The sequence below is a fragment of the Leuconostoc sp. S50 genome, from assembly GCF_016624925.1.
Lineage (GTDB): Bacteria > Bacillota > Bacilli > Lactobacillales > Lactobacillaceae > Leuconostoc > Leuconostoc pseudomesenteroides.
On the sequence record NZ_JACVUE010000003.1, the window covers coordinates 146,303 to 172,698 of the forward strand.

Here is a 26,396-nt window from a genome sequence, read left to right on the forward strand (position 1 = left end):
TTATTTCTCACTTTCAACACCATCGTTGTTAAATCATTATCCGGCACAAATGCAGTTATTTTGTAGCATAATGCACGGCCGCGGCTCCCAAATTAAATCTAGAAATAACAACTTTTTGAAACTTTAATCGCAGCATTACTTGACCCAATGTCATATAATCCATAAAGTTTTCAGTCGTTTCATCTAAATATTTATAAGCCGAGTATTTACCATTGGCAAAATATTTTCCCAGCAATGGCATCACTTGTCCAAAATATAAGCGCCAAAAGGGCTTAACAATAGGATTATCTGGTTGAGATGTTTCAAGAACGACGAGTTGTCCACCCGGCTTAAGCACTCTATACATCTCACGTAACCCTTGAATTGGATCAGGCAAGTTTCTAAGACCAAAACCAATAGTCACAATATCAAAATGATTATCTTCAAATGGCAGTGACATAGCATCGCCTTGCACTAGTGTGATCTTATCTGCATAGTCACTCAAGTCGACTTTATGTTGCCCAACTGTGAGCATTTCCCGACTAAAATCCAACCCCGTTATTTTTGCTGTGGGGTCGCTTTTTTCTGCCAAGGCAATTGCCCAATCAGCCGTTCCAGTTGCTAAATCAATAATTTCAGCACCTTTTGGAAAAACCATTTTTTTCATAACTTTTTGTCGCCAATTTTTATGCGTTCCCAAACTAATAATATTGTTCATTTTGTCATATTCTGGCGCAATGGTATTAAACAGGGATTGTACATCAGTATTTTTAGGTGATAGGGTCATGTTAGCTCCTTCAATCGTGTGATTTCTGCTATGAATTTGATGCGCTGCGTCTTACCACTGGCAGTTCGATGCCAGTCGTTTGCAAAATAAAACCGTTTGGGTACTTTGTAATGTGCTAGTTTTTCGCGTCCGTAGGCTTTTAAGTTGGCTAAGGATAGTTCGCTACCCGCCACAATCGCCACTGGCACTTGTCCCCACTGTTCATCAGGAACACCAACCACCACAATGTTGTCAATCTCTGGCAACTTTAAATAAACTGATTCTATTTCATCTGGAAAAATATTTTCGCCACCAGAACTGATCATATCACCTTCACGACCCTGCACAAACAAGAATCCATCATCATCTAGATAACCAAAATCTTCAGTGTTAAACCACCCGTCATGGCACTTTTCTGCTAATTTATTTGGCTGATTAAGGTAACCAGTTGTCAACGTTGGTGACTTAATCCAAATATTACCCATTCTAACTGGCACGCCAAGATGATCAGCAATTTTCAAGCTCACTGGAAATAATGGTTTACCGACCGATCCTAATTTTTCATCGGCGTATTCAGCGTCTAAAGCAATCACTTGCGAGGCAGTCTCAGTCATGCCATAAGACTGAATGATTGGAATATGATGGGCCTGTGCTCGCTTTAATGTTGCGCGATCCGTGGGACCGCCACCTAATAGCATCGTACGAAATCCACTATTATAAGACACATTTTCCGGCAAATCGTTTAACAGTTGTTTAAGCATCACAGGCACTACCGACATAGTCGTAATATGACTATTAACGAGCAGCTCGTTCGCTTGATGCGCATTAAATTTTGGTAACAGCACCACGCGCATGCCATAAATCAGACCCCGCATTAAAATTGAGAAGCCACTAATGTGAAAAATAGGCACAGCTGTTAACCAAGCGTCATCAGCAGTCAACCCCAAATTTAGAGCACTGCCCATAGCTGAAAAAAAGTGATTATTGAAGGTTTGCATCACACCTTTTGGTTTACCAGTAGTGCCAGAAGTATACATAATACTGGTAACAGCATCATCAGGAAAATTTTTAACCAAATCTAGTCGTGTTGATTTTTCAGTTGACAACGCACTAATAGTTAATTGTTTATCCACATTTAACTGATGCTGATAGTCTTCATCTGTGATCAAAAGCGAAATATCAGCATCTGTCAATTGATAGTTAATTTCATCAACTGACAAACGGCGATTAATAAAAACAATCGTTTTGCCAAGTTGCTGTACTGCCATAATCGTCAAATAACTCGCAATTGTGTTCGTGACAATTAAGGCAATCCTTGGTTTTGTTCCCGCCACTACCGTCAATCGCTCAGCAATTTTTTTTGTTCGATCAGCAACTTCTTGAAAGGTCAGTTGCTGCCCTTTTTCCTGCACAGCAACGCGATTAGGCGTGAGTTGTGCACGTTTTATCAACCAGTTTTCCATTTTTCTATCATACCGCAGAATGCACTAAAAAAAAATAGACGTCATCGTCTATTGCATTGTAGTCGTTAGCCCTAAAATATCAATGGCTTTTAAATAATCTGCCACTGTAATTTGCTCACTGGTTCTTAGCAAATGAAAAGTCCCACCCATATTTTGAGCGACAAATCCTGAATCCAAGACACCATTTCTTTGATAAAAATGATAACGTTGCAACCGTTGTTGTTCATTGTCTGCATCGGTACCAATAATTTCAGATTCCAAAATAATGCCACCCGTATACTGTTGTTTCAAAAATGATAGCATTTGACTACCAATTCCTTTACCGCGAATAGTTGCATCAACGGCGAAATATAGAATAAATGCTTTATCATCTGCCAATGTCACTAAAAATAAGATACCAGCAACACGATCATCACTTTTAAACGTTAACATTTTAATCTGGTTATTGTCATTCACCTTTTGCTTTAAGGATTTGAACGGCAAACGTTCATGGGCTGGAAAAGCGTTTAAATAAATATTTTGCCAATTTGTTTCATCAGTGATATTGAAGTTTGTTAATGTCATATCGTTATCCTTTTGATAAAATTCATGCGTCATCTCTATTTTATCATAGTTATAATAGCCAGTTGCTTGCGCGAACATTTGTTCCGTGTTCATGTTATAATGACTGTACCGGGCAAATGATTTTTTCATTCGCCAAATAAAAAAATAGAGGTACTCTTATGACTTCTCAAAATGATACATACACACTTGCAAATGGTACTAAAATTCCTGTTATTGGATTTGGTACATGGCAAAGTGCTGACGGAGATGTTGCTTATCAAGCTGTTCGTTGGGCATTAAAAGCCGGCTATCGTCATATTGATACTGCAGCAGCTTATGGTAATGAAGAATCTGTTGGTCGCGCTATCAAAGATTCTGGCATTAACCGTGAAGACCTATTTGTCACAACTAAGCTTTGGAATGACGCACATTCATTTGAAGCAGCTCAAAAAGCTTTAGATATCTCCCTACAAAAGTTAGGGCTAGACTACGTCGATCTCTACCTGATTCACTGGCCAAATCCTGCAGCAATCAAAGCTCAGGGTCAAAATGCTTGGGAAAAGGCCAACGCTGAGACATGGCGTGCCTTTGAAACTGCCTACGAAGCTGGAAAAGCCAAAGCAATCGGTGTTTCTAATTTTCAAATTCATCATCTCGAGAGTTTGGCAAAAACACAAAAAATTGCACCAATGGTTAATCAAAACTTTTTGAACCCTTCTGACACGCAGGACGAACTTGTCGCTTATGACAAAGCACATGACATTGTCAGTGAAGCCTATTCGCCACTGGGCACTGGACGTTTAGTAGATTTGCCACAAGTTACGACAATTGCGGAAAAATATCACAAATCCGTCCCACAAGTGCTCATTCGATGGTCTCTGGAAAAGGGATTTTTGCCACTGCCAAAATCAACGCATGAAAACTACATTAAGGCTAATTTAGACGTTTTTGATTTTGCCTTAACTAATGATGAAGTGTCCGAACTTGATTCGCTTGCTGGCGTCGGTGGCACACATACCAATGCTGACACGGCTAATTTTTAGTCCTAAATGTCATCACTGACTGCTATCACCGTTTAATGGTCCGCTGAATATTCAGCGGATTTTTTTATTGTTAATGTTTGATACACGTAATGATTGTCTACTTTAAATGTTCGAAATAACCGTCAATCACTCTTTATTTTTATGCGCGATATGACTAACAACATAAAATGACGCCAAAGCAACTATGATAATAATCGCGTAACTATTTTTACCAAACTGGCTCCTAAAAATTATGTCTTGCACACTCGGTATTCTAATAATCAGTGACAGTATGCCAAAAACCAAGGCTGCAAACAGCATTGGAAAGTTAAATTTTCGATCATTTGAACGTAACCACCAAACGATGAAGCCCGCCATAATCAACACAGACACCATAACACCAGTAAGACCATTTAGTGAAAAGATCAAGGGCGTTTTAACAAAGAAAAGAATCAAATACACAGGTGCCAGTATGGCGCTCGCTAAAACAAAATAAGTCACATATCTGACCACTTTGTTTGACATAAAACGGTTAATTACATAGATTGACCGCGCTATTTGCTTCAAAATTAACATGCTTGCTAGGCAAGTATAGATGCCTGCCAAAATCATATTTCCCAAATCAATCTTTGCATTAGGATTTGCCAGAACTGGCAATAAAGTCATAATTGCAAAACTAAACAACCCCGTCATGGCTAGCTTAACTGTATCAGTAATACAATTAGGAATCGATTTTAAAATATCATCCGCTACCATTTTCGGCGACTTACCAAAATACTTGTTCGCATCAATGTTTTCTCGTTGTGCATCAAGAATATCTTCTAAAATTTCAAGTAATATATTTTCCACAACAGTTTCTTTTTTGGTAATACTGCCAAGTCTCATGTATATCAAAAAATCACTATAAAACACCTCATTTTTTAGATTGAGTTCTTTTCGCAAGCTATTGTTCTTTTCAATCAATTTTTGACTACTATTCATTTTCTTCCCCCAAAATGCTATTCATACTGTGACTAATGCCCAGCCACTCACGACTAAAAACTTGTTTTTCTGCTTTGCCGGCATCGGTTATGTAATAATATTTTCTCGTTCTCAAGCCATCAGAGGCTTGAATTTGGTATTTAATCAAGCCTTTTGTTGTCATATTGGTGAGCAACGGATAAATCGTGCCTTTAGGAACATCCCCTAGACCATATTCCGACATTTTTTTCATGATACCATAACCATAATTTGGTTCTTTATCAAGTAGAATGAGCAAAAAGCCTTGTAAAATACCTTTTCTAAGTTGACTAGCTATATTTTCTGACAAGTCACTAATTCTCCATTCTATTCATGGTTTGTTAAGCATACCATATAACATTTGACAATTCAAACAACAAAATAATGACTCTGTCGGTTTTGTACTTGATATCATGAATATTCAATGATAAAATTAAAATAATTTATGAAAAGATGAGGGACTTACTGTTGAACAAATAAGCTATTTACCGAAAATGACGGAAACACTTGTTAGCGGTGTAGGCAAGTGTGTTGATTTTCGAGATTTGGTTTAATCGTTCATAGGGTGGGTCTTTTTAGTTGCCATCAAATTTACCATCTCGACAATCAATGAATAAATTTTTGATGAGGTGATTTATGGTGGATATTGAGATAAAACATTTGTATTTTGGATTTGATCAACAGGGTACGCAACTTTTTTCAGATATCAATTTGAGGCTATCTACCCAATGGAAGTTGGGTTTGATTGGTCGTAATGGACGTGGTAAAACAACGCTTTTACGACTACTGATGGGAGACTATCATTATACTGGCGACATTAGTCAAGACAGCAAATTTACGTATTTTCCCCAGACAATTAAAGACCCACAGCAGTTAACTTATAACATTTTACAGGCGCTATCAAACTTCGATTTTTGGCAAATCTCACGTGAACTCACCTTGTTAGGATTAACAGATGATATCCTCTGGCGCAAATTTTCAAGCTTATCTGGTGGTGAACAAACCAAAGTTTTACTATCACTTTTATTTGTCGACGATATCAGTTTTCCATTAATTGACGAACCGACTAATCATTTAGACCAAGCATCACGACAACAAGTTGCTCACTACTTAAAGGAAAAGAAACAAGGTTTCATTGTAGTCAGCCATGACCGCAAATTCATTGACGAAATTGTTGACCATACCTTATCAATTGAAAAACATAAAGTTTTGTTGCAAAAGGGTAACTTTCAAGTATATGATGACCAAAAAAAGCAAACAGACGCCTATGAAAAAGAGCAAAATGATCAGTTAAAAAAAGAAATTAAACATATCAAACGGGTATCAAAACTGTTGCCACATGGGCTCTCCAACGTGAAAATGAAACGAATGATTCTGCTGCACGCCGTCTCGCCAAGAAACAAGCAAAACGATCTAAAGCGATTGCTAAACGTTCTGAAAGCAAAGTTGATGCAAAAGCGGCGCTTTTAAAAAATATTGAATCAGTATCACCACTAACGTTAAATTTCACCCCAACAGCTCACCAACAGTTACTCAAAGTAGAAAATCTACAATTAAACTATGACAAACCATTATTTGAACCAATTTCGTTTGAACTTAATCTCGGTGAAAGATTAGCTATTCAGGGTAACAATGGTGCCGGTAAATCATCTCTTGTACAATACTTACAAGATAATTTTTCTGGTACTGCAACTGGGAAAATGCATCACCCAAAAAGCCTAACCATCAGCTATCTCAGACAGAATTATGATGATAATCATGGCACACTAGCTGAGTTTGCCTTGGCAAATCATTTATCCTATGAAGATTTACTCAATAATCTTTTCAAACTTGGCCTTGAACGTCACGTTTTTCAAAATCGAATCGAGCACATGAGTATGGGACAACAAAAACGCATTGAATTGGCTAAGTCCCTTATGACACCAGCCGAATTGTATATTTGGGATGAACCTTTAAATTATCTTGATGTTTTCAATCAAGAGCAAATTGCTAACATTATCAACCAAATACAGCCAACGATGATAATTATCGAACATGATACTAATTTTTTGGCAAGAACGTCGACAAAAACGCTTCATTTAGAGACGACCGCACCAAAAAAGCCTAACATTTTAGACAACTAATATTGTCTAAAATGTTAGGCTTTTTGAAAAATGAGAGCATGTTTGTTTCACGTGAAACATTACACACTACGCTTTTTGAAAATCAGATATGCAATACCATACATCAGTGCAATGTAGATCAAATAAGCTACAATTAACTCATTTTGTGATATGTGCATCGCTTGTTTCAATATGTTTGGTGACAACATTCCTATGTTAGACATACCGAGATAAATATTAAATGGATTCCATTTTAGAAACGGCGCTAAATCAATTAATTTTAATGAAATAGCACTTAATATTGGTGTTGCCACAATCATCACAACACCTAATCCAATTGCTGCTCCAGAACTTTTAACTAAATTCGTAATCATCAACACTAACGCAGCCACAAATATCATTTGGATGGCTGTATCAAGCATGCCAATCCCCATAGTTTGCCAGCTATTACCTGTATACCCGAGAGATTTACTGAAATCATACTTTGGTATAAACAAAGCAACCGCTAAGACAGTCCCAATAAATGCTGTGACAAACAAACCAATATAGACACTCAAGTTCAACAACAGCTTACTTACAAAGACACTGCCGCGACTAAAGCGACGTGATAACAATGGTCGAATAGTGCCAAAGCCAAATTCTTGAGATACTGACAAAGCAGTAATAATAATACCGGCCATTTGTACGTACAGTAGTGCTTGGCCCAAATTAATTACTGATGCCATAGTTCTTTGTGATTTAAAAATACCAATAATAGCTATCGGAAAAGCAAAGCTCAAAATTAACCAAATATATAATTTATTTTGCTTAAAAGCTTTATAATACTCTTGTTTCATCAATGTTAACACGACTTATTCCCCCTTATCGTCTGCTGCCAGCATATCCAACAACGACTTTTCCAAATTCCCAGTGATGGTATTAAGTGTTAAAATTTTAAGATTAGCTTGATTAATCGCTGAAATAACTTCTTGCAAACTTTCCGCCCCAGTAATTTGCAGGTGCCCATCATCAATACTTGCCTGCCAATTATGCTCTTGAACAACTAGCAATGCTGCCTCATTGTCATTAGTATCAACTGTCCAGCGCACTTTATCGTGGCTAAAGAAATTAGACATCGTGTCTTTTTCGATAATTTTGCCATGATTAATAATCACAACATCATCAACCAACTTTTGCAATTCATCTAACAAATGACTTGATATCAAGAATGCTGTGCCTTCATCAGCCAAAGAGCGAATTAATTCACGCAAATCATGAACTGATTGTGGATCTAATCCGTTCATTGGTTCATCTAAAATGACCAGTTTTGGATTTCTAATCAGCGCAATTGCAATACCAAGACGTTGTTTCATCCCCAATGAAAAGTTTTTGGCCTTTCGTTTTCCAAAGTTATCGCCATCGATTTGTGTTTTATGCATGAGCATTTTAAAATCTGCAGGTGATTTTGTATCCATTGCATACAACTTCAAATGTTCTAAGGCTGTCAAATTAGGATAAATTGACGGATACTCAATCAAATTACCAATTTTATCCAATGCTTGATGATTACTAAACGTCACAGGTTGTCCATCAAACGAAATTGTACCTGATGAATAACTCATTAATCCAGTAATCGCACGCATTGTCGTTGACTTTCCAGCACCGTTGGGTCCAATTAATCCAACAATATGGCCGGCTTCAACCTCAAAACTAACTTGATCCATTGCGGCACGTGCCCCATATTTTTTGCTAACGTTTTTTACTTCTAATAATGCCATTATTTCCCCTCTATATTTATGCAACTAATTTGAATGTATTATCTTTCCCAAGATAACTTAGGTTTAAAAACAAAAATGAACGTGGTGATGCTGAAAATTGCTGGAAACAACAGTTTGTCTAGCAAACCACCACTAGCATTAAGCTGTAATATCAACATTGATAGAAAAACAAATATCACAACCGGCCATTTAAGATAGGTTAATCGTACCGGTTCATCTTCAGTATCAACACCAACATGATCAACCAAGTAATAACTAATCGTCAGTGCCACTAATGAAATACCGATAATAGCCAGTACCGATGTCATCAAATCGTTAATAAAATACTGTCTTGATAACATTTGATCCGCAGACGTGTGGGTGATAGCTTCAAACACAACGATAAGATAGATACTTCCTGCAACTTTTTGCCAGATAGGACCTATAACCAAACTGACACCAAGAACTAGGCTAGCAAACAGTAAACTAAACGTACCATTGATAATATTACTTCTTAACGCATGCGCCCAATCGCTAGGTTGCATGGTAATCGTTAAAAGCAAATCAATCATAGCTGCAAATGCAATCGGTGCGATTATCAGCCAAAATACTTTACTCAACAATATTTGTCGACGTGACATATTTTGTGTGACTAACCAAGCATCAAGATGCCGTGTTTTATCATTATAAAAGGAAAGTAGTGCCGCAAATTGCAAAATAATCATTAATTGACTGCTAAGTTCACTTGCATCATCGCCAACAGAAGCTGTACCAGAATCAATAAAGCTTGTACCAATAATAATTGCAGACACTGCAATGCCCAAAAAAGCAATTAATATCAACTGAGGTGCTTTCATTTTGCCATAAATTTTTATCGCACGTAACATTACTCACCCTCCAATTCTTTTTGCCAAGCATGGGCTTCACTTGCAAAGCTAGCACGGAAAATGTCTTCACTACCAATAGGCAATTCTTCAATAAACTTAAAATCTGATCCGGCTAGTTTGATCCCAATGCTCTCATCGAAATCACTAAAGACAACCGTTACGATATGACCAACGTGAGCAATAATTGTGCCATTGTCACGCAAAAACGCCAACATTTCATCATTGTCATAGGCTACTTGATACTTTTTGATGTTGTTATTGTTTTCAATAGCAAATGTCATATTAATGCTACCGTCTTTCAATAATAAGATACGATCAACTAATGTATCAAGCTCTATTAAGTTATGCGAAGCAATCAAAACCGTCGTGTTATTTTTGTTCACACGATCGATAATCAACTGCTTAACTTGATCTCTTATTAAAACATCTAATCCATCTAACGGCTCATCTAACAAAACGTAGCGGGCGCGGCTGGCAAAACCCACAATGATTGTAAACAGTGCACGCATACCCTTAGAATAAGTTTGTACACGTTTTTTACTATTCAGATTAAATTGCTTAATGCGCTCATCATACCAATCAGAATCAAAGTCTTTGTAGGACAACGACAAAATTGATTTAATTTTGTTTGGTGTATAATAAGCCAACCAATTTTCAGGCATATCAACATAGAATAGCTGATCATGCGCACTAGTCGTCCGCACATAGTCTTGATCATCAAGTCCAATCCGTCCAAAATCAGCTTTCATTTCACCGACAATTGTTCGAAAGAGTGTCGTCTTTCCGGCACCATTACGACCAACAAGACCAACAATTTCACCTTCATTTAATTCAAAGCAAACATTTTTTAGAACTTGCTGATGCTGTATTTTTTTTGAAATATTTTCCAAAATCAATGTCATTGTTTCTCTCCGTACAATTCATCAATCCAGCTGTGAAGCTGATTCGGGCTAATTGAAACCCGTTTGGCTTCAATTGTTACTTCTGTTAGCTTGTTTTTGAGCTGTTCAACAAGTTCATTATCCGCATTTTCCCCATTTCTGCGAATAAAAGTCCCTTTTCCAGTTACAGTCTCGATTACGTTTTGCGCTTCAAGTGCTTTATATGCCTTGGCTACCGTGTTTGGATTTAATCCCTCAATTAATGCCATTTCACGGACCGATGGTAATTTTTCACCAATCACTAACACGCCGGCAGCAACTTGCGCTTTGATTCGCCACATTAACTGCTCGTATAGTGGTTGGTTTCTTTGTATTTGCGCCATTTGTGAGCTCCCGATTAAGATTTGGTGCTTTAAGTAACCGCACCACTGTCATGTTTAACTGAGTTTCATTCCCCATGTCCCCAAATGTACTACGTGTACTATGTTACACGGTACACTTAAATCTGTCAATTCCTTTTGCTCACCATACTGACTTGTTTTTTTAAGTTTACAGTTGTAGACTATAGATATGAACACAACAATATCAACAAGTGAATGGCAAATTATGCGTGTCATTTGGACGTTAGGAGAAGCAACTAGCAATCAAATTATCCGTATTTTGTGCGCGGAAACAGATTGGCAACCATCAACCGTTAAAACCTTGATTACACGTCTAATCAAAAAGGGCATTATTAGCCACAATGGTGCCGCCAGAGACCGTATATATACTGCAACTATTACAGAAAAAGTAGCAATGGTTGACACATTATCTACGACATTGCACGAAATGTGTGCCATGTGCGTTGGTGATGCACTAGTCAATGCCTTAGCCGATACGCCATTATCTCAAACAGACATTAGCCACTTACAAGCTTTGCTGGCAAAAAAATCAAAAACTGCTCCGCCAACAATAGCTTGTAACTGCATACCAAAAGGTTGGGAGGCCTGCCACGATGACAGAGAAAAAAAATAATCACACAATGTCACAAATGACACATGAACACCACATGGATCATGACCATAATATGTCAATGATGTCCGATTCTGAGATGGATATGTCAGCCATGCCAATGCACCACCATGATGCTGATATGGGTATGGCAGGCATGGACATGAACGATATGAAAAGACGCTTCTGGATATCATTGATCTTAATGATTCCGATTCTCTTTATTTCGCCATTTATGGGTGTCAATCTACCATTTACCATAGTGTTCCCAGGCAATGCTTGGGTTTCTGCCTTGTTGTCCGCCATGTTGTACGGTATTGGCTCACAGCCATTCTGGGTAGGTGCGCGTCAAGAGTTACAAGCTAAAAAGCCAGCAATGATGAGTCTCATCACAATGGGCTTAAATGTCACATTTTGGTATTCTATCTACGCTTTGATTGCCACACAAGTCTTTCATCATCACGTAATGGATTTCTTTTGGGAATTTGCAACGCTTACCGTAATCATGCTACTGGGTCATCGGATTGAGATGTCAGCAACCATGAAAGCAGGTGATGCCACCGCTAAACTGCGAGAACTTCTACCCCAGATTGCTCACGTTAAACATGGCGATCATATAATGGATATGCCAATTACCACCCTTAAATCAAACATGGTGGTGCGCGTTTTGGCAGGAGAATCTTTCCCAGCTGATGGTATCGTGATAAATGGCAATAGTCAGGTCGATGAATCACTAATGACAGGTGAAAGCCAGCTCATTGATAAATCAACCGAGGCTACTGTATATGGCGGTACTATAAATGGTAATGGTACGCTAGAAGTTAAACTCACCACGGTAGGTGCGCAATCATTTATTGGTCAATTACAACAAACTTTGCTCACATCACAAGATAAAAAATCACAAGTCGAAACGATCGCTGATCGTGTCGCCTCTTGGCTGTTCTGGGTAGCGCTTGTTTTCGCACTTGGTGCCCTGATTATTTGGACGCCATTACGAGGATTTGGCTTTGCAACAAATATTGCTGTGACGGTCCTCGTGATTGCATGCCCACACGCACTTGGGCTGGCGGTTCCCTTAGTCATTAGCCGTACAAGAGCAATTGCTGCAGCGCAAGGCATCCTGATCAAAAACCGCAAAGCATTGTCGGCATCTAATCAACTCCAATACGCGTTGATGGACAAAACCGGTACATTAACAACCGGCCAATTCACTGTGCAACAACTTGTAGCCTATCAAGATAATCAATCTCATGTTTTGGCAATTATGAGTGCACTCGATCAACAATCAACACATCCGCTGGCGCAATCAATTATTAGCTATGCGCAATCTCAAGGCGCACCAACACTGTCAGCACAACACGTTGAAAACATAGCAGGATATGGCGTTTCAGGTATGATCGAAGACAATCACTACCTATTGGTGTCCGCACGATACTTAACTGAACATCATATTGACTTTGAACCACTAAACACAGACGGTTCTATTTCATATTTGCTTAACCATGATAAGGTGATAGCTGCCATTGCACAAGGCGATAGTGTTAAAGAATCAGCACGTCAGTTTATTGATGATTTACATGCGCAACATATTATTCCAGTTCTTGTCACGGGTGATAACGAAAAATCGGCAAAACGTGTTGCCCATGAATTAGGCATTGAAGCCATTCATGCTGGTGTGTCTCCTCAAGAAAAGATTGCCCTAGTTGCTGAATACCAAAAGCGTGGCGCTGTCATGATGATTGGAGATGGCATTAATGATGCACCAGCACTAGCGCACGCTGATTTAAGTGTTGCCATTGGCGCTGGTACCCAAGTTGCCCAAGCCTCCGCTGATACCGTCCTTATTACTAATCATCTGCCAAAAATCATCGACTTCATTCGTTTGGCAAAACATGGCAATACAAAGCAAGTCCAAAACTTATGGTGGGGTGCAGGATACAATATTATTACCATTCCGTTAGCCGCGGGTGCTTTATCTTTCATTGGTCTTATGCTCAATCCAATGATTGGTGCTATTGTTATGTCTTTTTCAACCATTGTCGTTTCCTTAAATGCGCTGACACTTAAAGGGTAAAATATTAACTATTTAATCAAATATTAAAAATTACCATTTCTTTAATAACCACTTAATATAAACGTGTAGAATAGTAAGTGTTGATAATTTTATACCCATAAGGAGAATCTTACATGCGTAAGTATATCGCAGAATTTCTAGGCACATTCATGTTGGTTGGGGTTGGAACAGGTAGTATCGTCTACTCTGCTGCATCCACACAATCACCATTGACAGTTGCACTAGCCTTTGGCCTTGCTTTAGCAATTGCCATTTACACATTTGGTCCAATTTCTGGCGGCCACTTTAATCCAGCTGTTTCGTTGTCAATGGCTATCCAAAAAAGACTCTCATGGGTTGATTTTGGTGGTTATATCGTGGCACAATTCCTCGGTGCAATTGTTGCTTCAGCAGCTGTTTATGGCGGTGTTGCCGCTTACTTGAAGTCTTCAACTGTTTCCACAGCATTATCTGGACAAACAATGACCGTCAGCCAATTCGTTTCTTATGTTGGTTTGGGTCAAGCAAACTATGCCACTGGTGAACGTCTTAACGCTTTTGCGTTTGAGTTCGTCTTGACATTCTTGTTCGTACTTGTAATCTCAATTGTCACCAAGTTGACTAACGTTCCAGCCCCATTGGTTATTGGCCTTTTCTTAGCCGTTTTGATTATTGTAGCCCTACCAATTACAGGCGGATCATTCAACCCAGCCCGTTCATTGTCACCAGCAATCTTTGTCGGTGGTAAAGCACTCAAGCATTTGCTAGTCTATATTCCAGCACAGCTAATCGCTGGTGCATTGGCAGCATTTGCCGCTAACTACTTCAACAAAGCCAGTGACGAAAAAGCCGTAAAAGCCTAAAGTTTATAAAGATTGACTAACATTGTCAATCTTTTTTTGTTTCTAGAAATAAACGTGTATAATGGAATTTATTGGTAATATTACACACAAGGAGAATTTTTCATGCGTAAGTATATCGCAGAATTTCTAGGAACATTTATGTTAGTGTTCTTTGGAACTGGTAGTGTTGTTTATTCAGCTATTACGACACAATCACCTATCACAATTGGTTTGTCATTTGGTTTGGCATTGGCCGTTGCCATTTATGCTTTTGGTCGAGTTTCTGGTGGACACTTTAACCCAGCCGTATCACTTTCGATGGCAATTCAAAAGCGTTTGTCATGGGTCGAATTTGTCGGCTATGTATTAGCACAACTGATTGGTGCTATTGTCGCTTCTGGTGCTGTCTATCTTGGCGTTACAGCTTATCTAAAGTCACCATCAGTTACAACTGCTTTGTCAGGTCAATCAATGACAGTCAAACAATTCGTCACTTTGGCTGGTCTTGGTCAAACAAACTTTGCTGATGGACAAGGCTGGTACGCTTTCGCCTTTGAATTGATTTTGACTTTCTTGTTTGTTTTGGTCATTTCAATTGTCACTAAATTGGCTAATGTACCGGCGCCATTGATTATCGGTTTGTGGTTAGCTGTTCTAATCATTGTTGCATTACCTATTACAGGTGGTGCTTTCAACCCTGCTCGTGCCTTAGGTCCTGCAATCTTTGTTCAAGGTAAAGCACTTGGTCACGTTTGGGTTTACCTAGTGGCTGATCTACTAGGTGGTGCTTTGGCAGCATTTGCCGCTAACTTCTTCAACAAGGGTGTTACGAAAGAAGCATAATGTTTTTACTAAAAAGAAGCTCATCACGAGCTTCTTTTTTATTATCGCAATTGCCGTGGAAAGTCATGAGGCAATGGACCTGTAATCGTTTTAACGCCACCATCAAAGGGTAAAGGTAGTTCAATGGTAGCTGAATGCAGCATCAATCTTGGCATATGACGCCCACCATATAGGTCATCCCCAACTATTGGATGACCTATACTAGCTAAATGAACCCTAATTTGGTGCATTCGTCCAGTATCCAAACGAATTCGTAATAGTGAATTTTGATAAACTGTATGTACATTAGTCCAATGCGTTACAGCAAATTGTGCTTCGGCGCCATTGACAGCACGTTTCCTGTCGTCTTTTGCATCAATGCCAATTGGTGTTTTAATTATTCCCTGTTTTGTCGGCATCACACCACTCACCCATGCCAAATAAGTCCGCGTAATTACCTTAGCAGATAATAGCTGGTCAAGTATTGGCACTACTAAAGGCGTTTTTGCAACAATAACGGCGCCGGAGGTAGCCCGATCAATTCGATGTACCATATAAGGCGACGCTTCTACATGGCGCCTTTGAAAATCACCGGCAACGTAATTCAGCAAAGTATCATCTTCTGTGGGTGAATGCGGATGCATTTTCATCCCCGCTGGTTTATCAATCACCACAAGATAATCGTTCTCAAATAAAGTTGTTACCTGCTGATTATAATTTGGTCGATAATTAGAACTACTCGTTCTAAAGTCGTCCTGATCAAACGTCATCACTAAGACATCGTTAGTTGCCAAATAGTAACTAGTCGGGACCATTCTGCCATTCACAGTGAAATGACGCTTAATTCTGAGAGCGCCACGAATACGCTTTGGAATGAGCCATTTGGTCCATAAGGCTTTCACTGATTGTCCTGCGTTATGCGGTGATATAATAAATTGATATTGCCATGTTGTCATAGGATAAGTGCCCACACCTTTAGTTGCTTAGCCCCTTAATTTGACTTTATTGTCATTTTAGTTATACTTAAATTATCTGGGGTGCCTTTTGGCTGAGATATACCCACTGAACCTGCTCATGATAATGCATGCGAAGGGAGATACCACATTGTTTAGCTCATTAATGGCGCAACCTGTAAATTCTCTTGACGGTTGCGCTTTTATTTTTTTGGAGATATGAAGTCTATGCAAAATTCTCGTTCCCGCGTCATCGCTGAAGTGGCTATATTTGCCGCCTTGGCTGTTGTTTTCGATTGGTTGACCCTATTTAAAATGCCACAAGGTGGCGCTGTAACCTTGTCACTGGTCCCAATATTATTTGTTGCATACCGTCACGGTGTAAAAGCCGGTATGATTACTGGATTAATTGTTGGTATAGTGACTTTTATTTTAAATCCGTACTATTTAAATCCATTACAAGTATTTTTTGACTATTTCTTTGCCTACACGCTAGTTGGTCTCGGCGGATTGTTCGAAAGCCAATTAAAATATGCACTCCGTCGAGATGCAACAAGGCAAGCAATGATACTCATATCAATTGGTGCCCTATTAGGTGGTTTGGGTCGCTTTTTTGGTTCCTTTTTGGCTGGTGGTTTCTTTTACGGCGCATTTGCCCCTAAAGGACAAAATCCGTGGCTTTACTCACTAATTTACAACGCAGCTTATGTTATCCCACAAATCCTGTTGACGATTGTTGTACTGATTATTTTGCTTCGCGTTCAACCAAAAATGTTCAAATAAAAAGCCAGTTATTATAACAATTCTGAAGGGAAGCTGTTATAATAACTGGCTTTTTCTCGTGATTGGAGACTCGCGTTTATCAACAACCCGATACTTTACTTTGCCAGATTCCAGATAGACGTACAACAATTGTGTCTCATCGTCATCAAAATAACCCAAATTTACAACAACACGACCCTCATATTCTTCAATACCTTGAAAGGCTTTTTTCATAATGTGATGAATAATCATGGCACTTTCAAGTTGTTCATTAGCCTTATCAACAGCGTCATGTAGACTGTCACCATCATCTAAGTTTTGTTTGATTATCGCAACCTTAATAAACGCTCGAAAGCCATATAACCGAGATTCTTGTTCATCTTCTCGATCGATCGCTTGAACATATCCTTGCTTTTCCCAATAACGAAGTTGCCGTGTCGAAATATTTGTCATACGTGCTAACTCGCCAATACGGAATTGTAAATGATCAAGAGACGGTTTTTTAAAATTTTCTTTGTCAAAATTCATGTCTGTGCCTCTAGAAATAGTGTTCTTTGTCAACTAAGTTGCTAAACACCCCTAATATCTATTTAAATATAGCACATTCCTTTGTTAAAACAAAGCCTGCCACTGTTCTAAAATTGGGCCCATTTCAAAATCTTCTACTCGTTGTAATGAAATATTAGCATAGTATTGTCGCTCTTTTTGAGTACTTAATAGTGGTTGAATAGCTGCTAACAAACCATCAACATCGCCATTCTCGACTAAAATGCCGTATTTACCACCGTCTAGTACCTCCGCAGAACCGGTATTTTTCATTGCGACAATTGGTAACCCAAAGCTCATCGCTTCAGCCAAAACCAATGGCAATCCTTCCCAACGAGACGTCTGTAAGAAAATACTAGCATCACGGTAATGTTGTCGTAATGCCTCATCTTTTAGCCCACCACGGTAAATAATTTTATCGTGCGCCGCATATTTTTCAATTAAGCCTTGAAAAGTTGCCATATCTTCTGGTAGTCCATTACCTGCAATTGCCAGGCGCCAATCATTTGGTAATTTTGAAGCCAATTTCACAGCAAAATCGATGCCTTTATGCTGAATCGCAATTCGAGCTGTAAAGGCAATGATATGCTGTGACAAATCAGCACGACCATTTGGTGTGATAGTCAACGGATTCCATATTTTGACGGCGTGCTTATTGTAGGATTTAAAGCCGGCCAAATCGTAGTCTGTTAACACAACAACAGTATCAAGTGCCCGCAAACCTGCTTCAAATTCAGGCTGCATATCAGCATAGTACTGGCTTTTGTAGGTCGTCACATTATTATGCATCCAACCAATTAACTGTGTATCAGGTAATTGTGGTTTCATAACAGCAGCAAAACTAGACAACAAACCACCTGCTAAAATAACCACCTCGAATTCCCGTGCAAGATCAATAAAATCTTGAATTTGTTCAGCATATTTAATATAAGGCTGTGCATCGTTGGCTAAAGTTAACGGTCTCTTTGCTATGCGTAGCTCCGCTGATAGGGCATAAAAGGCTGGTAAATCAGAAAAGCTGTAATACACAACGTTGTGTTGTTGTGCTAAGGCGTTACCCACGACGGTTGTGGCACGCTTCATGCCCCCAAGACCAATGTTTTCAAGGGCAATGAGAATTTTGGTCATATTTTTACTCCAAACATCATTAATTTCCACTCCAATCATCTGCGTTTCGTGGTAACAATCTCGTGGTATCTGTCGCTTTATCGCGCGACTCTGGTGCGTCAGTAATGTAATCACTTAACGTTGATTGATTGCCATTTTTAGACAGTAAGCTTGTAGATTTTGTCCCTAATTCTTGGTTAATTTTTTTCAATCGTTTGACCGTACTATCTTTACTATAATCATATTTAGAAGGATCAACAGCTTTAAATCCTTTTGGTGTGTAGAAGCGCAGCAAATTTTTCTGATTCAAGTTATCTGACATATCTAATTTTTTGTTCACATAACTTTGAATCTTGTTGACTTTAGCCTGCAACTTTTTATCAGGATATTCAATCAACTGATTCGTTTTCGTATTCCAAATGCGTCCTGACAGACTGGCGTATTCAGGTGTTATCCAGTCTTTATTGCGGAAAGCAACAATTTGCACGTGCTGCTTACTTAATAAGTCCTGTCCAAATTGAATATATCGCTTAGTACTAATACCAAGTAAATGCTCCAAGGTAGGTGCAACATCAATTTCACCACCATAAGTATGATCAATATAACCATTTGTCATGCCCGGTATATGAACAATCAATGGCACTCGTTGCAAATTAGCATTATCTAAATCGTTCCAATTACTCTCACTTTTGCCAAGCACCGACGCCAAATAAGGCGCGTCAGTATTAGAAATACCGTAGTGATCACCATACAAGACAACAGCAGTATTATCGTACAACCCTGATTTTTTGAGATAATTAAAGAATTCCTTCACGGATTGATCAAGGTAGTGATTGGTGATGAAATAGTTGTCCACTAATGTTGAACCTGTATTCGACGTCTGGAAATTAGGATCTTGGTCCTGTGCATCTAGCGTATAAGGTGTGTGGTTTGTCACTGTCAAATATTTAGCATAAAACGGCTGCTGCAAACGTTCTAGATAAGGAATAGAGTTTTGAAATAATAATTTATCTTTCAGGCCCCACGATGTCGCTTTTTTACCAGTTAAATCAAAATAATCACCGGAAATCCAATTTTGGTAGCCCATATGTTTGTAAACTGTGCTACGATTCCAAAAGCTACCAATGTTACCATGAAATACTGCGCTTGAATAACCAGCACGTTGATTCAAAATAGCAGGCATTGCCTGAAAGGTTTGATCATCTCCTAGTTTGGAAAATAATGAGCCTTGTGGTAATCCAAAAGTAGAAGTCTCTAGCATATTTTCTGCGTCAGATGTCTTACCTTGTCCAACTTGATTAAAGAAATTATCAAACGAAACACTCGACTTGCTATGGTATAAGCTATTCAAAAACGGTGTTACTTCTTGGCCATTAATTTTCAAATCAAGTGACATTTGTTGGAAGCTTTCCAAATGAATCACAATGACGTTCTTGCCTTTCGCTTTGCCATAAAATTCTGGATTAATCGCCGCATAATTTTTCTTAATATATTTCTGAACAGCTGTTAATTCAGATGGTGTTGCACTTTTACGAACCTGACTAGTTTGGTATGTATTAATCGCATCATAAATTGTGAATGGTCCAATACCCAAATACTTCACCATATATTCACGATCAAACTGACGTGTTAATAACTGTGGTCGATCAACATCTGCAAAAAACATATTTGCCACCAATACAAAAACACCAATGGTAAAAAGTTTAAATGGTTGCCAACGTTTTAATGGTCGCTGATCGAATTTAATTTTTCGAATAATCATCAAGCCAATTAAAATGACTAAATCAATCCAAAATAAAAAATCATGTACGCCAAAAGAAATGGCGCCTGCTGCTTTACTACCTTGGTTAACCGTATTGTACCCCAGCATGGTATTAATGGACATGAAATCTGAAAATTCTCGAAAATAAATGACATTCAAATACAACAATGTTGTCATCGCTGTATCAATGAGTAATAGTGCCCCATAATAAATTTGTTTGGGCTTGATGAACAAGACCAAACTAAACAAAATCATGGTAAATCCGATTGGATTCAATAGCATGAGAATTACTTGCAATGGATCAGAAACGTGTAACCAATCAAAATCAGCACCATACGCCAAAATAGTTTTTAATGTGAATAAGACGACTAACCATGTAAAAAAACCAAGTCGTGTATTCAGTTGTGCTAGCCAATTTTTTGGCGCCAGCGTCTGGTGCCAAAATTTTTTCAAAAATTTTTTCATAAGTTTCATTATACCAATTTATATGGTCACTCGCTCTAAATATTGCTATACTTGTATCATGACAATAGAAATAAAACATCAAAAAGGGCTCGGTCCAATTCAAATAGACGCCCTAACAATCAGAAAAACCGTGTTTGTCATCGAACAAGGCGTTGACATCGCTGACGAGATGGATGATCCGTCGGCCGAAGAAGAGGCAATTCACATCGTAGCATATGTTGATGGCAAACTCGCAGCAACTGCTCGTGTTTTACCTGAGTCAACAGCTACTTGGCATGTTCAGCGTGTAGCCACGCTCTATCCTGCGCGTGGCAAGGGTCTTGGTAGCAAATTATTTGCATATATTGAACAACTTGCCCCTGAATACGGTATCAAAACATTAGTACTAGGTGCACAAGTGCAGGCTCGCGGTTTTTACGATCATTTAGGTTTTTCAGCTTTTGGCGAAGCGTTCATCGACGCTGGTATTCAACATATTCACATGAAAAAAGCGCTGTCATAGGCGCTTTTTTTGTGCTAAGAACGCCTCATGTAAGCAATTTCAACTTTAATTTGATAAGGCTGCTGATCGTCAATGAGTTCACTTCTCGTAGCAACATGACTTAATCCGCCAGTCAGAACTACCGAAGCAACAGCCAAACGATAATGTGACAATGCTTGATCCGTTGGTGTCAACCCTACCCGAGAAACAATCCCGAGTTCGCGAGCCTGCAACTGATTGATGCCACCAAATATTGTCAATGTGCCGCCAGTTTCTTGCATATCAAAATAAGGCAATATTGTCCCTGGATGATTGGCGTTAATCACTCCTTTTTGTGCAATAATTTGTCGTTGCGCCTGTTCACCCAAGTGACCATAGTCTTGTGCGATTAAATTTAAATCATTCATTTCATGAGCAACGATGTCAATGTTGGTTCTTTGCTGCAAATTACTGTCAATAACACCATTCATAACGTCTTGACGTTCATATAGCCCGTTTGCCGGAATAATCACATTCGCTACGGCTGGTGTCGTTTCTTCATGAGGTTGTCCGACAATTTGTTCTATTTTAGGCGAAATATCCCATTTCGTTGTTTTTTTTGTAAAAAAGTACAACACATTTAAAATAACAAAATACAGTAAAACTAAAAATATTGCTACTAGTAAACTACCCCTTAGAATACGACCATTTTCAAAAAAACGATATGCCAGATATAGTAAGTACCATACGCCAATGGCACCTACTGCTGTGTAAATACGGCCTTTTACTTTAGAATTGGTAGTAAAATAACCAAGATAATGATTGACTAAGTCAAGCAATGTAAACATTATTGGCTGTCCTCCGAACTACTGGTAGACGTCGCATTAGAACTCGAACTTTGACTCGATGAAGAGCTTGAAGATGATGAAGATGTTGTTGTGCTAGAAGTTTCCGATGAAGTTGAGGTTGAGGACGAAGAAGGTGTAACGGATGATGACACGTCACTACTCTCAGATGATGAGGTCTCAATAGATGAAGTATCGCGACTGGTCGTCGATGTATTTTTGCTTGTATCCATTGATGACGAAGACGTTGTACTAACCGCCCGTGATGATGCTCGCCCACCTTCTGTTGTACCTGTTGCAACGTTAACAGCCAAGTTTGCCGCACTAATAGCAACAATCAGCGACACAATTGCTGATGGTGTCAAAAAAGGTGGTGTTCTATATTTTTTTGCCATAAGCTCCCCTCTATGCTGACGTGATTAACACCTAATAATAGGTCATATATCATTAACAGTATAATTACATTTTACCCGCTTTCCATCAAATAAACATAAAATAAATCCATAATTAAAACGAAAACCCGCAATCTCTTGCGGGCGGACGATATTTAGGAGATTTTATTTTAGGGAGATTGAGATTGGAGAGAAGTCCGTTGATTCGTTGTTTGATATCAACTACTGTTGATGTGTATAATATAGTCATTCAATGTTAAATGGAGATTAAACATGTCAAAATACAAAGCGTATTTTATTGATCTTGACGGTACAATATATCAGGGATCTAAAAAATTTGCATCGGGGAAACGATTTATTGATCGCTTAAAAGCTGCCAATATTCCTTACTTATTTGTCACAAATAATTCAACCAAAAGTCCGGCTGATGTTGCTGCCAACTTAACGATTAATCATCAGATTGACACAACTACCGACCAAATTTATACTAGTGCCATGGCCACTGCCGATTATTTGAAAGCGTTAGCAACCCCACAACAAACACGCGTTTTGGTAGTTGGCGAGATCGGCCTTGAAGAAGCACTTTTAGACGCCGGATTTAGTTTGGTGCAAGACGACCATGCGGACTTTGTAGTAGCAGCATTAGATCGAACATTTACATACGATAAGTTAATGTATGCAACTTTAGCTATTCAACATGGCGCTAAATTTATTGCTACCAATCGTGATACTAATTTGCCAAATGAGCGCGGTATGATTCCTGGAGCTGGCGCGATCGTAGCAGCCATTGAAACTGCTACTCAGGTAACGCCAACTGTCATCGCAAAACCTGAAACACCAATTATGACAGGTGCGTTGCAGAAACTATGGGTTGCCAAAGAAGATGTTGTTATGGTTGGTGACAACTATAATACAGATATTCTCGCGGGTATCAATGCTGGTATCGATACCCTCTTAGTTTATTCAGGCTTATCAACGCACGAACAAATTAACCAAGTTGCAATCAAACCAACCCATGAAGTCGAAAATCTAGACGATTGGCTTGTTTAATTGAAAATAAAAAATCACATCAAGATTATGATGTGATTTTTTTTAAGCTAATTCACGTTTAGTAACTTTTTGGGCCACTTTTTTTGTTTTATTTGGGTGATAGAATAATAAGTAAAGAATTGCCGAAACAATCGGAATAACTGCTGATACCAAGTACAACTCACGGAATGACAGTGCATTATGCAAAGCACCTAATACGTATGGACCAACACCCAGTCCCAAATCCAAACCAATAAAGTAAGTGGAAAGAGCTATACCAATTCGATGACTAGTGACAAGTTTAAGTGTGACCGCCTGTCCGTTTGACATAAATGTACCATAGCCTAATCCGATAAATGCACCAGACAATAGTAATACAAAGCCATTATTCGCAAACGCTAAGATTACTAATCCCACCGCCAAAAACAAATAACTAGGGTACATGACATAATTTTCACCAAAACGGTCAAAAATTCTACCAGACATAGGACGCGTCAACGTGACGATACCAGCATATACTACGAAGAAAAACGAGCTGATAGCCACTAAATGTAATGTCTCTGCATAAGAAGCTAAGAATGACAAAACTGATGAATAAGACAATCCCATTAAAAAGCCAATGGCAGCAATTAACAAAACTTTAAATTCAATAAAACTAGAAATTTTCCAAGATTTTAATTCAGCCAGATGTGCAGCGGACAAATTAACATTATTAATTTTAACTGCAAATAACGCAACCATCGATACGCCAATTAATACTGTTGACAGAATGACGATAAATTGAAAACTTGTTGCGTTTAGTAGCAACAACCCGATGAAAGGTCCAATAGCCGCTGCCAGACTTGTACTCAAACCATAATAGTTTATTCCTTCGCCTTTGCGTTTTTCTGGGATAAACTCTGTAACAATTGCATTCAATGCTGTTGAAGTCATACCGTAAGCAAAACCATTAAGCAATCGAACACCATCTAGAACACCTATCGTAGGAACAGCCAGGTAAGCAACTGTTGTGATTAAATAGAGAATAGCACCCCATCTGGCCACCCGCTTGCGTCCAATTAATTCGAGCTCTTTCCCCATAATTAAACGCGCAATCAGTGTACCAATAATATATATTCCTGATGCAAGACCAGCTTGCCCAAAGGACGCATGCAATTGATCATGTGCTACCACAGCAATGATGACCATCATGAGATAATACACCAAATAGACAATAAAGTTGATGATCGTAATCGTTAAAAAGCCTTTGTTAAATAATTTTTCTTCCATTTTTCCAATCTCATTATACCTCAACACCTAACGACAAAAAAATGTCACTAAGTGGGCACAAAAATCGGACCGGATATTATATCATTCATGTCGCGCGAAACCTCGTTATTTTAACACCGCGCGCGTTTGCATGAAAATAATGTAAGCGTTAAGCCGTTGATTTAAGATTACCACGATTTCACAAAGTATGCAAAGTTTTTTTTATTTTCTTATTATATTGTCAAATAAGTTGACAATACAATATTTGATAATAAGAAAAGATAAAGATAGTTTGTGAAATTAATATTTTAATCCGCAATTTCTGAAAATAAATGAAAAAGTTACATTGTAAATCATCAACAAAAAAATAGTGAATGTTATGTTCACACAACATTCACTACCATCATCTTATTAGTGGGCCATCCAGGACTCGAACCTGGGACCTCTGCGTTATCAACACAGCGCTCTAACCAACTGAGCTAATGGCCCATATTTTGATGCTCTAACATCAAGCGAATGACGGGAATCGAACCCGCATAGCCAGCTTGGAAGGCTGGAATTCTACCATTGAACTACATTCGCAAGTAGTTCCTGTCGGAAGTCTCCTCCCTATGGCGCTGGACGGAATCGAACCGCCGACACATGCAGCTTCAATGCATTGCTCTACCAACTGAGCTACAGAGCCATCTCATTGTTCCCAATGAACGGTCACAGCGGGGCTCGAACCCGCGATCTCCTGCGTGACAGGCAGGCGTCCTAACCAGCTAGACCATGCGACCAATTGCGGGAGCAGGATTTGAACCTACGACCTTCGGGTTATGGGCCCGACGAGCTACCAGACTGCTCCATCCCGCGATAATTTTATTGCGACATCTTCATGCCTAAGGAGAATGTGGGATTCGAACCCACGCGCCGGTTTCCCGACCTGACGGTTTTCAAGACCGTTCCCTTCAGCCAGACTTGGGTAATTCTCCATTATCTTTGCTTCGTCCTGCATGGACCATGTTGGACTCGAACCAACGACCGGACGGTTATGAGCCGTCTGCTCTAACCAACTGAGCTAATGGTCCTTTTTCGAGCCTATCGCGGCGGGGGGAATCGAACCCTCGACCTCTCGGGTATGAACCGAACGCTCTAGCCAGCTGAGCTACACCGCGATCCTCTTCGGCTAAGTTCCCTTAACCAATCGGGATGACAGGATTCGAACCTGCGACCCCCTGGTCCCAAACCAGGTGCTCTACCAAGCTGAGCTACATCCCGAAAAAGTCTTCCTGAGCTTTCGCCCTTCTTATACTTAAAAAAAGAGTTTGAATTCCTTCAACCTCTATGCACCTAGCAGGAGTCGAACCTGCAACCTCCTGATTCGTAGTCAGACGCTCTATCCAATTGCGCTATAGGTGCATATATGCCGGCGACCGGGATCGAACCGGTACGATATTTCTATCGCAGGATTTTAAGTCCTGTGCGTCTGCCTATTCCGCCACGCCGGCATAAAAGCGGAAGACGGGATTCGAACCCGCGACCCCCACCATGGCAAGGTGATGTTCTACCACTGAACTACTTCCGCATAATTCATGCCGACTAAAGGACTCGAACCTTCGACCCCCGCTTTACAAGAGCGGTGCTCTACCAACTGAGCTAAGTCGGCATCGCTTATCCCGACGTGCCGGTTTCTTTCTTGACCCTGAAGTCAATGGACGCTACAGGGATCGAACCTGTGACCCCCTGCTTGTAAGGCAGGT

General features: G+C 39.3%; 25 protein-coding genes, 13 tRNA genes, 1 pseudogene and 1 riboswitch. Of the genes and pseudogenes, 9 read left to right on the plus strand and 30 right to left on the minus strand.

Translation table 11 applies throughout. The features are described from left to right. Window positions 1-55 precede the first annotated feature (55 nt). From ubiE to IAE53_RS04575, 3 genes are read right to left on the minus strand one after another with little or no spacing between them, the layout of a single operon-like run. Window positions 56-766 carry a bifunctional demethylmenaquinone methyltransferase/2-methoxy-6-polyprenyl-1,4-benzoquinol methylase UbiE gene (gene ubiE / locus IAE53_RS04565; RefSeq protein ID WP_010278821.1) on the minus strand — a complete coding sequence of 237 codons (711 nt, stop codon included), beginning with the start codon at window positions 764-766 and terminating at the stop codon, window positions 56-58. Continuing rightward, complete coding sequence (locus tag IAE53_RS04570) at window positions 763-2,208, minus strand: o-succinylbenzoate--CoA ligase (protein ID WP_148423329.1); 1,446 nt, start codon at window positions 2,206-2,208, stop codon at window positions 763-765. The genes ubiE and IAE53_RS04570 overlap by 4 nt, the downstream gene beginning before the upstream one ends. Window positions 2,209-2,256: 48 nt before the next feature. Continuing rightward, a complete protein-coding gene (locus IAE53_RS04575; protein WP_234456350.1) occupies window positions 2,257-2,865 on the minus strand; it encodes a GNAT family N-acetyltransferase in 609 nt (202 codons plus the stop codon). Window positions 2,866-2,930: 65 nt separating this feature from the next. Between IAE53_RS04575 and IAE53_RS04580 the strand changes: the two genes are divergently transcribed. After that, a complete protein-coding gene (locus tag IAE53_RS04580; protein ID WP_148423328.1) occupies window positions 2,931-3,794 on the plus strand; it encodes an aldo/keto reductase in 864 nt (287 codons plus the stop codon). 126 nt (window positions 3,795-3,920) lie between these two features. Here the strand turns inward: IAE53_RS04580 and IAE53_RS04585 are convergent, their stop codons facing one another. Both IAE53_RS04585 and IAE53_RS04590 read right to left on the minus strand, forming a co-directional pair. After that, the gene (locus IAE53_RS04585; RefSeq protein WP_148423327.1) at window positions 3,921-4,754 is read right to left on the minus strand and encodes a hypothetical protein; all 834 of its coding nucleotides are present in this window, start codon (window positions 4,752-4,754) and stop codon (window positions 3,921-3,923) included. After that, on the minus strand, window positions 4,747-5,082 hold the full coding sequence (locus tag IAE53_RS04590; RefSeq protein WP_148423326.1) for a PadR family transcriptional regulator: 336 nt from the start codon (window positions 5,080-5,082) through the stop codon (window positions 4,747-4,749). Before IAE53_RS04590 ends, IAE53_RS04585 begins: the two co-directional genes overlap by 8 nt. 326 nt (window positions 5,083-5,408) lie before the next feature. Between IAE53_RS04590 and abc-f the strand changes: the two are divergent. After that, window positions 5,409-6,895: pseudogene (abc-f, locus tag IAE53_RS04595) on the plus strand (ribosomal protection-like ABC-F family protein). Window positions 6,896-6,954: 59 nt separating this feature from the next. Here abc-f and IAE53_RS04600 read toward each other — a convergent pair. From IAE53_RS04600 to IAE53_RS04620, 5 genes are read right to left on the minus strand one after another with little or no spacing between them, the layout of a single operon-like run. Next, window positions 6,955-7,722 (minus strand): ABC transporter permease, encoded by a 768-nt coding sequence (locus IAE53_RS04600; protein ID WP_148423325.1) that lies wholly within the window; start codon window positions 7,720-7,722, stop codon window positions 6,955-6,957. A gap of 3 nt (window positions 7,723-7,725) precedes the next feature. Then, window positions 7,726-8,631, minus strand: coding sequence for an ABC transporter ATP-binding protein (locus IAE53_RS04605; RefSeq protein ID WP_010278849.1), 906 nt, complete (start codon window positions 8,629-8,631; stop codon window positions 7,726-7,728). Window positions 8,632-8,669: 38 nt separating this feature from the next. Beyond that, the gene (locus tag IAE53_RS04610) at window positions 8,670-9,497 is read right to left on the minus strand and encodes a hypothetical protein (RefSeq protein ID WP_148423324.1); all 828 of its coding nucleotides are present in this window, start codon (window positions 9,495-9,497) and stop codon (window positions 8,670-8,672) included. After that, complete coding sequence (locus IAE53_RS04615) at window positions 9,497-10,399, minus strand: ATP-binding cassette domain-containing protein (RefSeq protein ID WP_188353364.1); 903 nt, start codon at window positions 10,397-10,399, stop codon at window positions 9,497-9,499. Before IAE53_RS04615 ends, IAE53_RS04610 begins: the two co-directional genes overlap by 1 nt. Next, window positions 10,396-10,761: a GntR family transcriptional regulator gene (locus IAE53_RS04620; RefSeq protein ID WP_010278859.1), complete on the minus strand. Its 366-nt coding sequence runs from the start codon at window positions 10,759-10,761 to the stop codon at window positions 10,396-10,398. The genes IAE53_RS04615 and IAE53_RS04620 overlap by 4 nt, the downstream gene beginning before the upstream one ends. 187 nt (window positions 10,762-10,948) lie before the next feature. On the opposite strand from IAE53_RS04620, the gene IAE53_RS04625 reads away from it, so the two are divergent. The 4 genes from IAE53_RS04625 to IAE53_RS04640 all read left to right on the plus strand — a co-directional run bounded on the left by IAE53_RS04625 (window position 10,949) and on the right by IAE53_RS04640 (window position 15,106). Beyond that, entirely contained in the window at window positions 10,949-11,392 is a 444-nt protein-coding gene (locus IAE53_RS04625; RefSeq protein ID WP_010278861.1) for a CopY/TcrY family copper transport repressor, read from the plus strand. Beyond that, the gene (locus IAE53_RS04630; protein WP_148423322.1) at window positions 11,373-13,442 is read left to right on the plus strand and encodes a copper-translocating P-type ATPase; all 2,070 of its coding nucleotides are present in this window, start codon (window positions 11,373-11,375) and stop codon (window positions 13,440-13,442) included. Before IAE53_RS04625 ends, IAE53_RS04630 begins: the two co-directional genes overlap by 20 nt. A gap of 113 nt (window positions 13,443-13,555) precedes the next feature. Then, entirely contained in the window at window positions 13,556-14,284 is a 729-nt protein-coding gene (locus IAE53_RS04635; RefSeq protein WP_148423321.1) for an MIP/aquaporin family protein, read from the plus strand. A 102-nt stretch (window positions 14,285-14,386) separates the two neighbouring features. Beyond that, on the plus strand, window positions 14,387-15,106 hold the full coding sequence (locus tag IAE53_RS04640; protein ID WP_148423320.1) for an MIP/aquaporin family protein: 720 nt from the start codon (window positions 14,387-14,389) through the stop codon (window positions 15,104-15,106). 41 nt (window positions 15,107-15,147) lie between these two features. Here the strand turns inward: IAE53_RS04640 and IAE53_RS04645 are convergent, their stop codons facing one another. Further along, window positions 15,148-16,041 carry an RluA family pseudouridine synthase gene (locus IAE53_RS04645; RefSeq protein WP_148423319.1) on the minus strand — a complete coding sequence of 298 codons (894 nt, stop codon included), beginning with the start codon at window positions 16,039-16,041 and terminating at the stop codon, window positions 15,148-15,150. A 67-nt stretch (window positions 16,042-16,108) separates the two neighbouring features. Next, window positions 16,109-16,197, plus strand: a riboswitch (TPP riboswitch). 69 nt (window positions 16,198-16,266) lie between these two features. Here IAE53_RS04645 and thiT point away from each other — a divergent pair. Further along, a complete protein-coding gene (gene thiT, locus IAE53_RS04650; RefSeq protein ID WP_148423318.1) occupies window positions 16,267-16,821 on the plus strand; it encodes an energy-coupled thiamine transporter ThiT in 555 nt (184 codons plus the stop codon). 36 nt (window positions 16,822-16,857) lie between these two features. On the opposite strand, the gene IAE53_RS04655 is transcribed toward thiT, so the two are convergent. The 3 genes from IAE53_RS04655 to IAE53_RS04665 form a co-directional block, all read right to left on the minus strand. Next, entirely contained in the window at window positions 16,858-17,328 is a 471-nt protein-coding gene (locus tag IAE53_RS04655; protein WP_148423317.1) for a MerR family transcriptional regulator, read from the minus strand. Window positions 17,329-17,412: 84 nt separating this feature from the next. Beyond that, window positions 17,413-18,474, minus strand: a complete 1,062-nt coding sequence (locus IAE53_RS04660; protein WP_148423316.1) for a glycosyltransferase — start codon at window positions 18,472-18,474, stop codon at window positions 17,413-17,415. A gap of 19 nt (window positions 18,475-18,493) precedes the next feature. Further along, window positions 18,494-20,689 carry an LTA synthase family protein gene (locus tag IAE53_RS04665; RefSeq protein WP_148423315.1) on the minus strand — a complete coding sequence of 732 codons (2,196 nt, stop codon included), beginning with the start codon at window positions 20,687-20,689 and terminating at the stop codon, window positions 18,494-18,496. Between the two features lie 49 nt (window positions 20,690-20,738). On the opposite strand from IAE53_RS04665, the gene IAE53_RS04670 reads away from it, so the two are divergent. Next, window positions 20,739-21,182 carry a GNAT family N-acetyltransferase gene (locus IAE53_RS04670; protein ID WP_148423314.1) on the plus strand — a complete coding sequence of 148 codons (444 nt, stop codon included), beginning with the start codon at window positions 20,739-20,741 and terminating at the stop codon, window positions 21,180-21,182. Between the two features lie 14 nt (window positions 21,183-21,196). On the opposite strand, the gene IAE53_RS04675 is transcribed toward IAE53_RS04670, so the two are convergent. Beyond that, window positions 21,197-21,988: a DUF6681 family protein gene (locus IAE53_RS04675; RefSeq protein ID WP_148423313.1), complete on the minus strand. Its 792-nt coding sequence runs from the start codon at window positions 21,986-21,988 to the stop codon at window positions 21,197-21,199. Next, a complete protein-coding gene (locus IAE53_RS04680; RefSeq protein WP_148423312.1) occupies window positions 21,988-22,380 on the minus strand; it encodes a hypothetical protein in 393 nt (130 codons plus the stop codon). Before IAE53_RS04680 ends, IAE53_RS04675 begins: the two co-directional genes overlap by 1 nt. Before the next feature lie 270 nt (window positions 22,381-22,650). On the opposite strand from IAE53_RS04680, the gene IAE53_RS04685 reads away from it, so the two are divergent. Beyond that, window positions 22,651-23,427 carry a TIGR01457 family HAD-type hydrolase gene (locus tag IAE53_RS04685; RefSeq protein WP_148423311.1) on the plus strand — a complete coding sequence of 259 codons (777 nt, stop codon included), beginning with the start codon at window positions 22,651-22,653 and terminating at the stop codon, window positions 23,425-23,427. 42 nt (window positions 23,428-23,469) lie between these two features. On the opposite strand, the gene IAE53_RS04690 is transcribed toward IAE53_RS04685, so the two are convergent. From IAE53_RS04690 to IAE53_RS04755, 14 genes are all read right to left on the minus strand, one after another. After that, window positions 23,470-24,675, minus strand: coding sequence for an MFS transporter (locus IAE53_RS04690; protein WP_148423310.1), 1,206 nt, complete (start codon window positions 24,673-24,675; stop codon window positions 23,470-23,472). A gap of 394 nt (window positions 24,676-25,069) precedes the next feature. Further along, a tRNA-Ile gene (locus IAE53_RS04695) sits at window positions 25,070-25,143 on the minus strand. A 22-nt stretch (window positions 25,144-25,165) separates the two neighbouring features. Then, window positions 25,166-25,236: transfer RNA gene (locus IAE53_RS04700), tRNA-Gly, on the minus strand. Window positions 25,237-25,266: 30 nt separating this feature from the next. Next, window positions 25,267-25,339, minus strand: a tRNA-Phe gene (locus IAE53_RS04705). A gap of 20 nt (window positions 25,340-25,359) precedes the next feature. Beyond that, window positions 25,360-25,433, minus strand: a tRNA-Asp gene (locus IAE53_RS04710). A 2-nt stretch (window positions 25,434-25,435) separates the two neighbouring features. Then, window positions 25,436-25,509 (minus strand) — tRNA-Met (locus IAE53_RS04715). A 29-nt stretch (window positions 25,510-25,538) separates the two neighbouring features. After that, window positions 25,539-25,628 (minus strand) — tRNA-Ser (locus tag IAE53_RS04720). A gap of 22 nt (window positions 25,629-25,650) precedes the next feature. After that, a tRNA-Ile gene (locus tag IAE53_RS04725) sits at window positions 25,651-25,724 on the minus strand. Between the two features lie 13 nt (window positions 25,725-25,737). Then, a tRNA-Met gene (locus IAE53_RS04730) sits at window positions 25,738-25,811 on the minus strand. Between the two features lie 29 nt (window positions 25,812-25,840). After that, window positions 25,841-25,914 (minus strand) — tRNA-Pro (locus tag IAE53_RS04735). Window positions 25,915-25,981: 67 nt separating this feature from the next. Next, window positions 25,982-26,055: transfer RNA gene (locus IAE53_RS04740), tRNA-Arg, on the minus strand. A 5-nt stretch (window positions 26,056-26,060) separates the two neighbouring features. After that, a tRNA-Leu gene (locus tag IAE53_RS04745) sits at window positions 26,061-26,144 on the minus strand. 5 nt (window positions 26,145-26,149) lie between these two features. Continuing rightward, window positions 26,150-26,221, minus strand: a tRNA-Gly gene (locus IAE53_RS04750). 8 nt (window positions 26,222-26,229) lie between these two features. Further along, window positions 26,230-26,302, minus strand: a tRNA-Thr gene (locus tag IAE53_RS04755). Window positions 26,303-26,396 lie beyond the last annotated feature (94 nt).

Excerpts from the sequence above, each read along its gene's own strand:
- ubiE (WP_010278821.1), bottom strand. The coding sequence starts at position 766 with ATGACCCTATCACCTAAAAATACTGATGTACAATCCCTGTTTAATACC.
- IAE53_RS04570 (WP_148423329.1), bottom strand. The coding sequence starts at position 2,208 with ATGGAAAACTGGTTGATAAAACGTGCACAACTCACGCCTAATCGCGTT.
- IAE53_RS04575 (WP_234456350.1), bottom strand. The coding sequence starts at position 2,865 with ATGAACACGGAACAAATGTTCGCGCAAGCAACTGGCTATTATAACTAT.
- IAE53_RS04580 (WP_148423328.1), top strand. The coding sequence starts at position 2,931 with ATGACTTCTCAAAATGATACATACACACTTGCAAATGGTACTAAAATT.
- IAE53_RS04585 (WP_148423327.1), bottom strand. The coding sequence starts at position 4,754 with ATGAATAGTAGTCAAAAATTGATTGAAAAGAACAATAGCTTGCGAAAA.
- IAE53_RS04605 (WP_010278849.1), bottom strand. The coding sequence starts at position 8,631 with ATGGCATTATTAGAAGTAAAAAACGTTAGCAAAAAATATGGGGCACGT.
- IAE53_RS04610 (WP_148423324.1), bottom strand. The coding sequence starts at position 9,497 with ATGTTACGTGCGATAAAAATTTATGGCAAAATGAAAGCACCTCAGTTG.
- IAE53_RS04615 (WP_188353364.1), bottom strand. The coding sequence starts at position 10,399 with ATGACATTGATTTTGGAAAATATTTCAAAAAAAATACAGCATCAGCAA.
- IAE53_RS04620 (WP_010278859.1), bottom strand. The coding sequence starts at position 10,761 with ATGGCGCAAATACAAAGAAACCAACCACTATACGAGCAGTTAATGTGG.
- IAE53_RS04625 (WP_010278861.1), top strand. The coding sequence starts at position 10,949 with ATGAACACAACAATATCAACAAGTGAATGGCAAATTATGCGTGTCATT.
- IAE53_RS04630 (WP_148423322.1), top strand. The coding sequence starts at position 11,373 with ATGACAGAGAAAAAAAATAATCACACAATGTCACAAATGACACATGAA.
- IAE53_RS04635 (WP_148423321.1), top strand. The coding sequence starts at position 13,556 with ATGCGTAAGTATATCGCAGAATTTCTAGGCACATTCATGTTGGTTGGG.
- IAE53_RS04640 (WP_148423320.1), top strand. The coding sequence starts at position 14,387 with ATGCGTAAGTATATCGCAGAATTTCTAGGAACATTTATGTTAGTGTTC.
- IAE53_RS04645 (WP_148423319.1), bottom strand. The coding sequence starts at position 16,041 with ATGACAACATGGCAATATCAATTTATTATATCACCGCATAACGCAGGA.
- thiT (WP_148423318.1), top strand. The coding sequence starts at position 16,267 with ATGCAAAATTCTCGTTCCCGCGTCATCGCTGAAGTGGCTATATTTGCC.
- IAE53_RS04655 (WP_148423317.1), bottom strand. The coding sequence starts at position 17,328 with ATGAATTTTGACAAAGAAAATTTTAAAAAACCGTCTCTTGATCATTTA.
- IAE53_RS04660 (WP_148423316.1), bottom strand. The coding sequence starts at position 18,474 with ATGACCAAAATTCTCATTGCCCTTGAAAACATTGGTCTTGGGGGCATG.
- IAE53_RS04665 (WP_148423315.1), bottom strand. The coding sequence starts at position 20,689 with ATGAAACTTATGAAAAAATTTTTGAAAAAATTTTGGCACCAGACGCTG.
- IAE53_RS04670 (WP_148423314.1), top strand. The coding sequence starts at position 20,739 with ATGACAATAGAAATAAAACATCAAAAAGGGCTCGGTCCAATTCAAATA.
- IAE53_RS04675 (WP_148423313.1), bottom strand. The coding sequence starts at position 21,988 with ATGTTTACATTGCTTGACTTAGTCAATCATTATCTTGGTTATTTTACT.
- IAE53_RS04680 (WP_148423312.1), bottom strand. The coding sequence starts at position 22,380 with ATGGCAAAAAAATATAGAACACCACCTTTTTTGACACCATCAGCAATT.
- IAE53_RS04685 (WP_148423311.1), top strand. The coding sequence starts at position 22,651 with ATGTCAAAATACAAAGCGTATTTTATTGATCTTGACGGTACAATATAT.
- IAE53_RS04690 (WP_148423310.1), bottom strand. The coding sequence starts at position 24,675 with ATGGAAGAAAAATTATTTAACAAAGGCTTTTTAACGATTACGATCATC.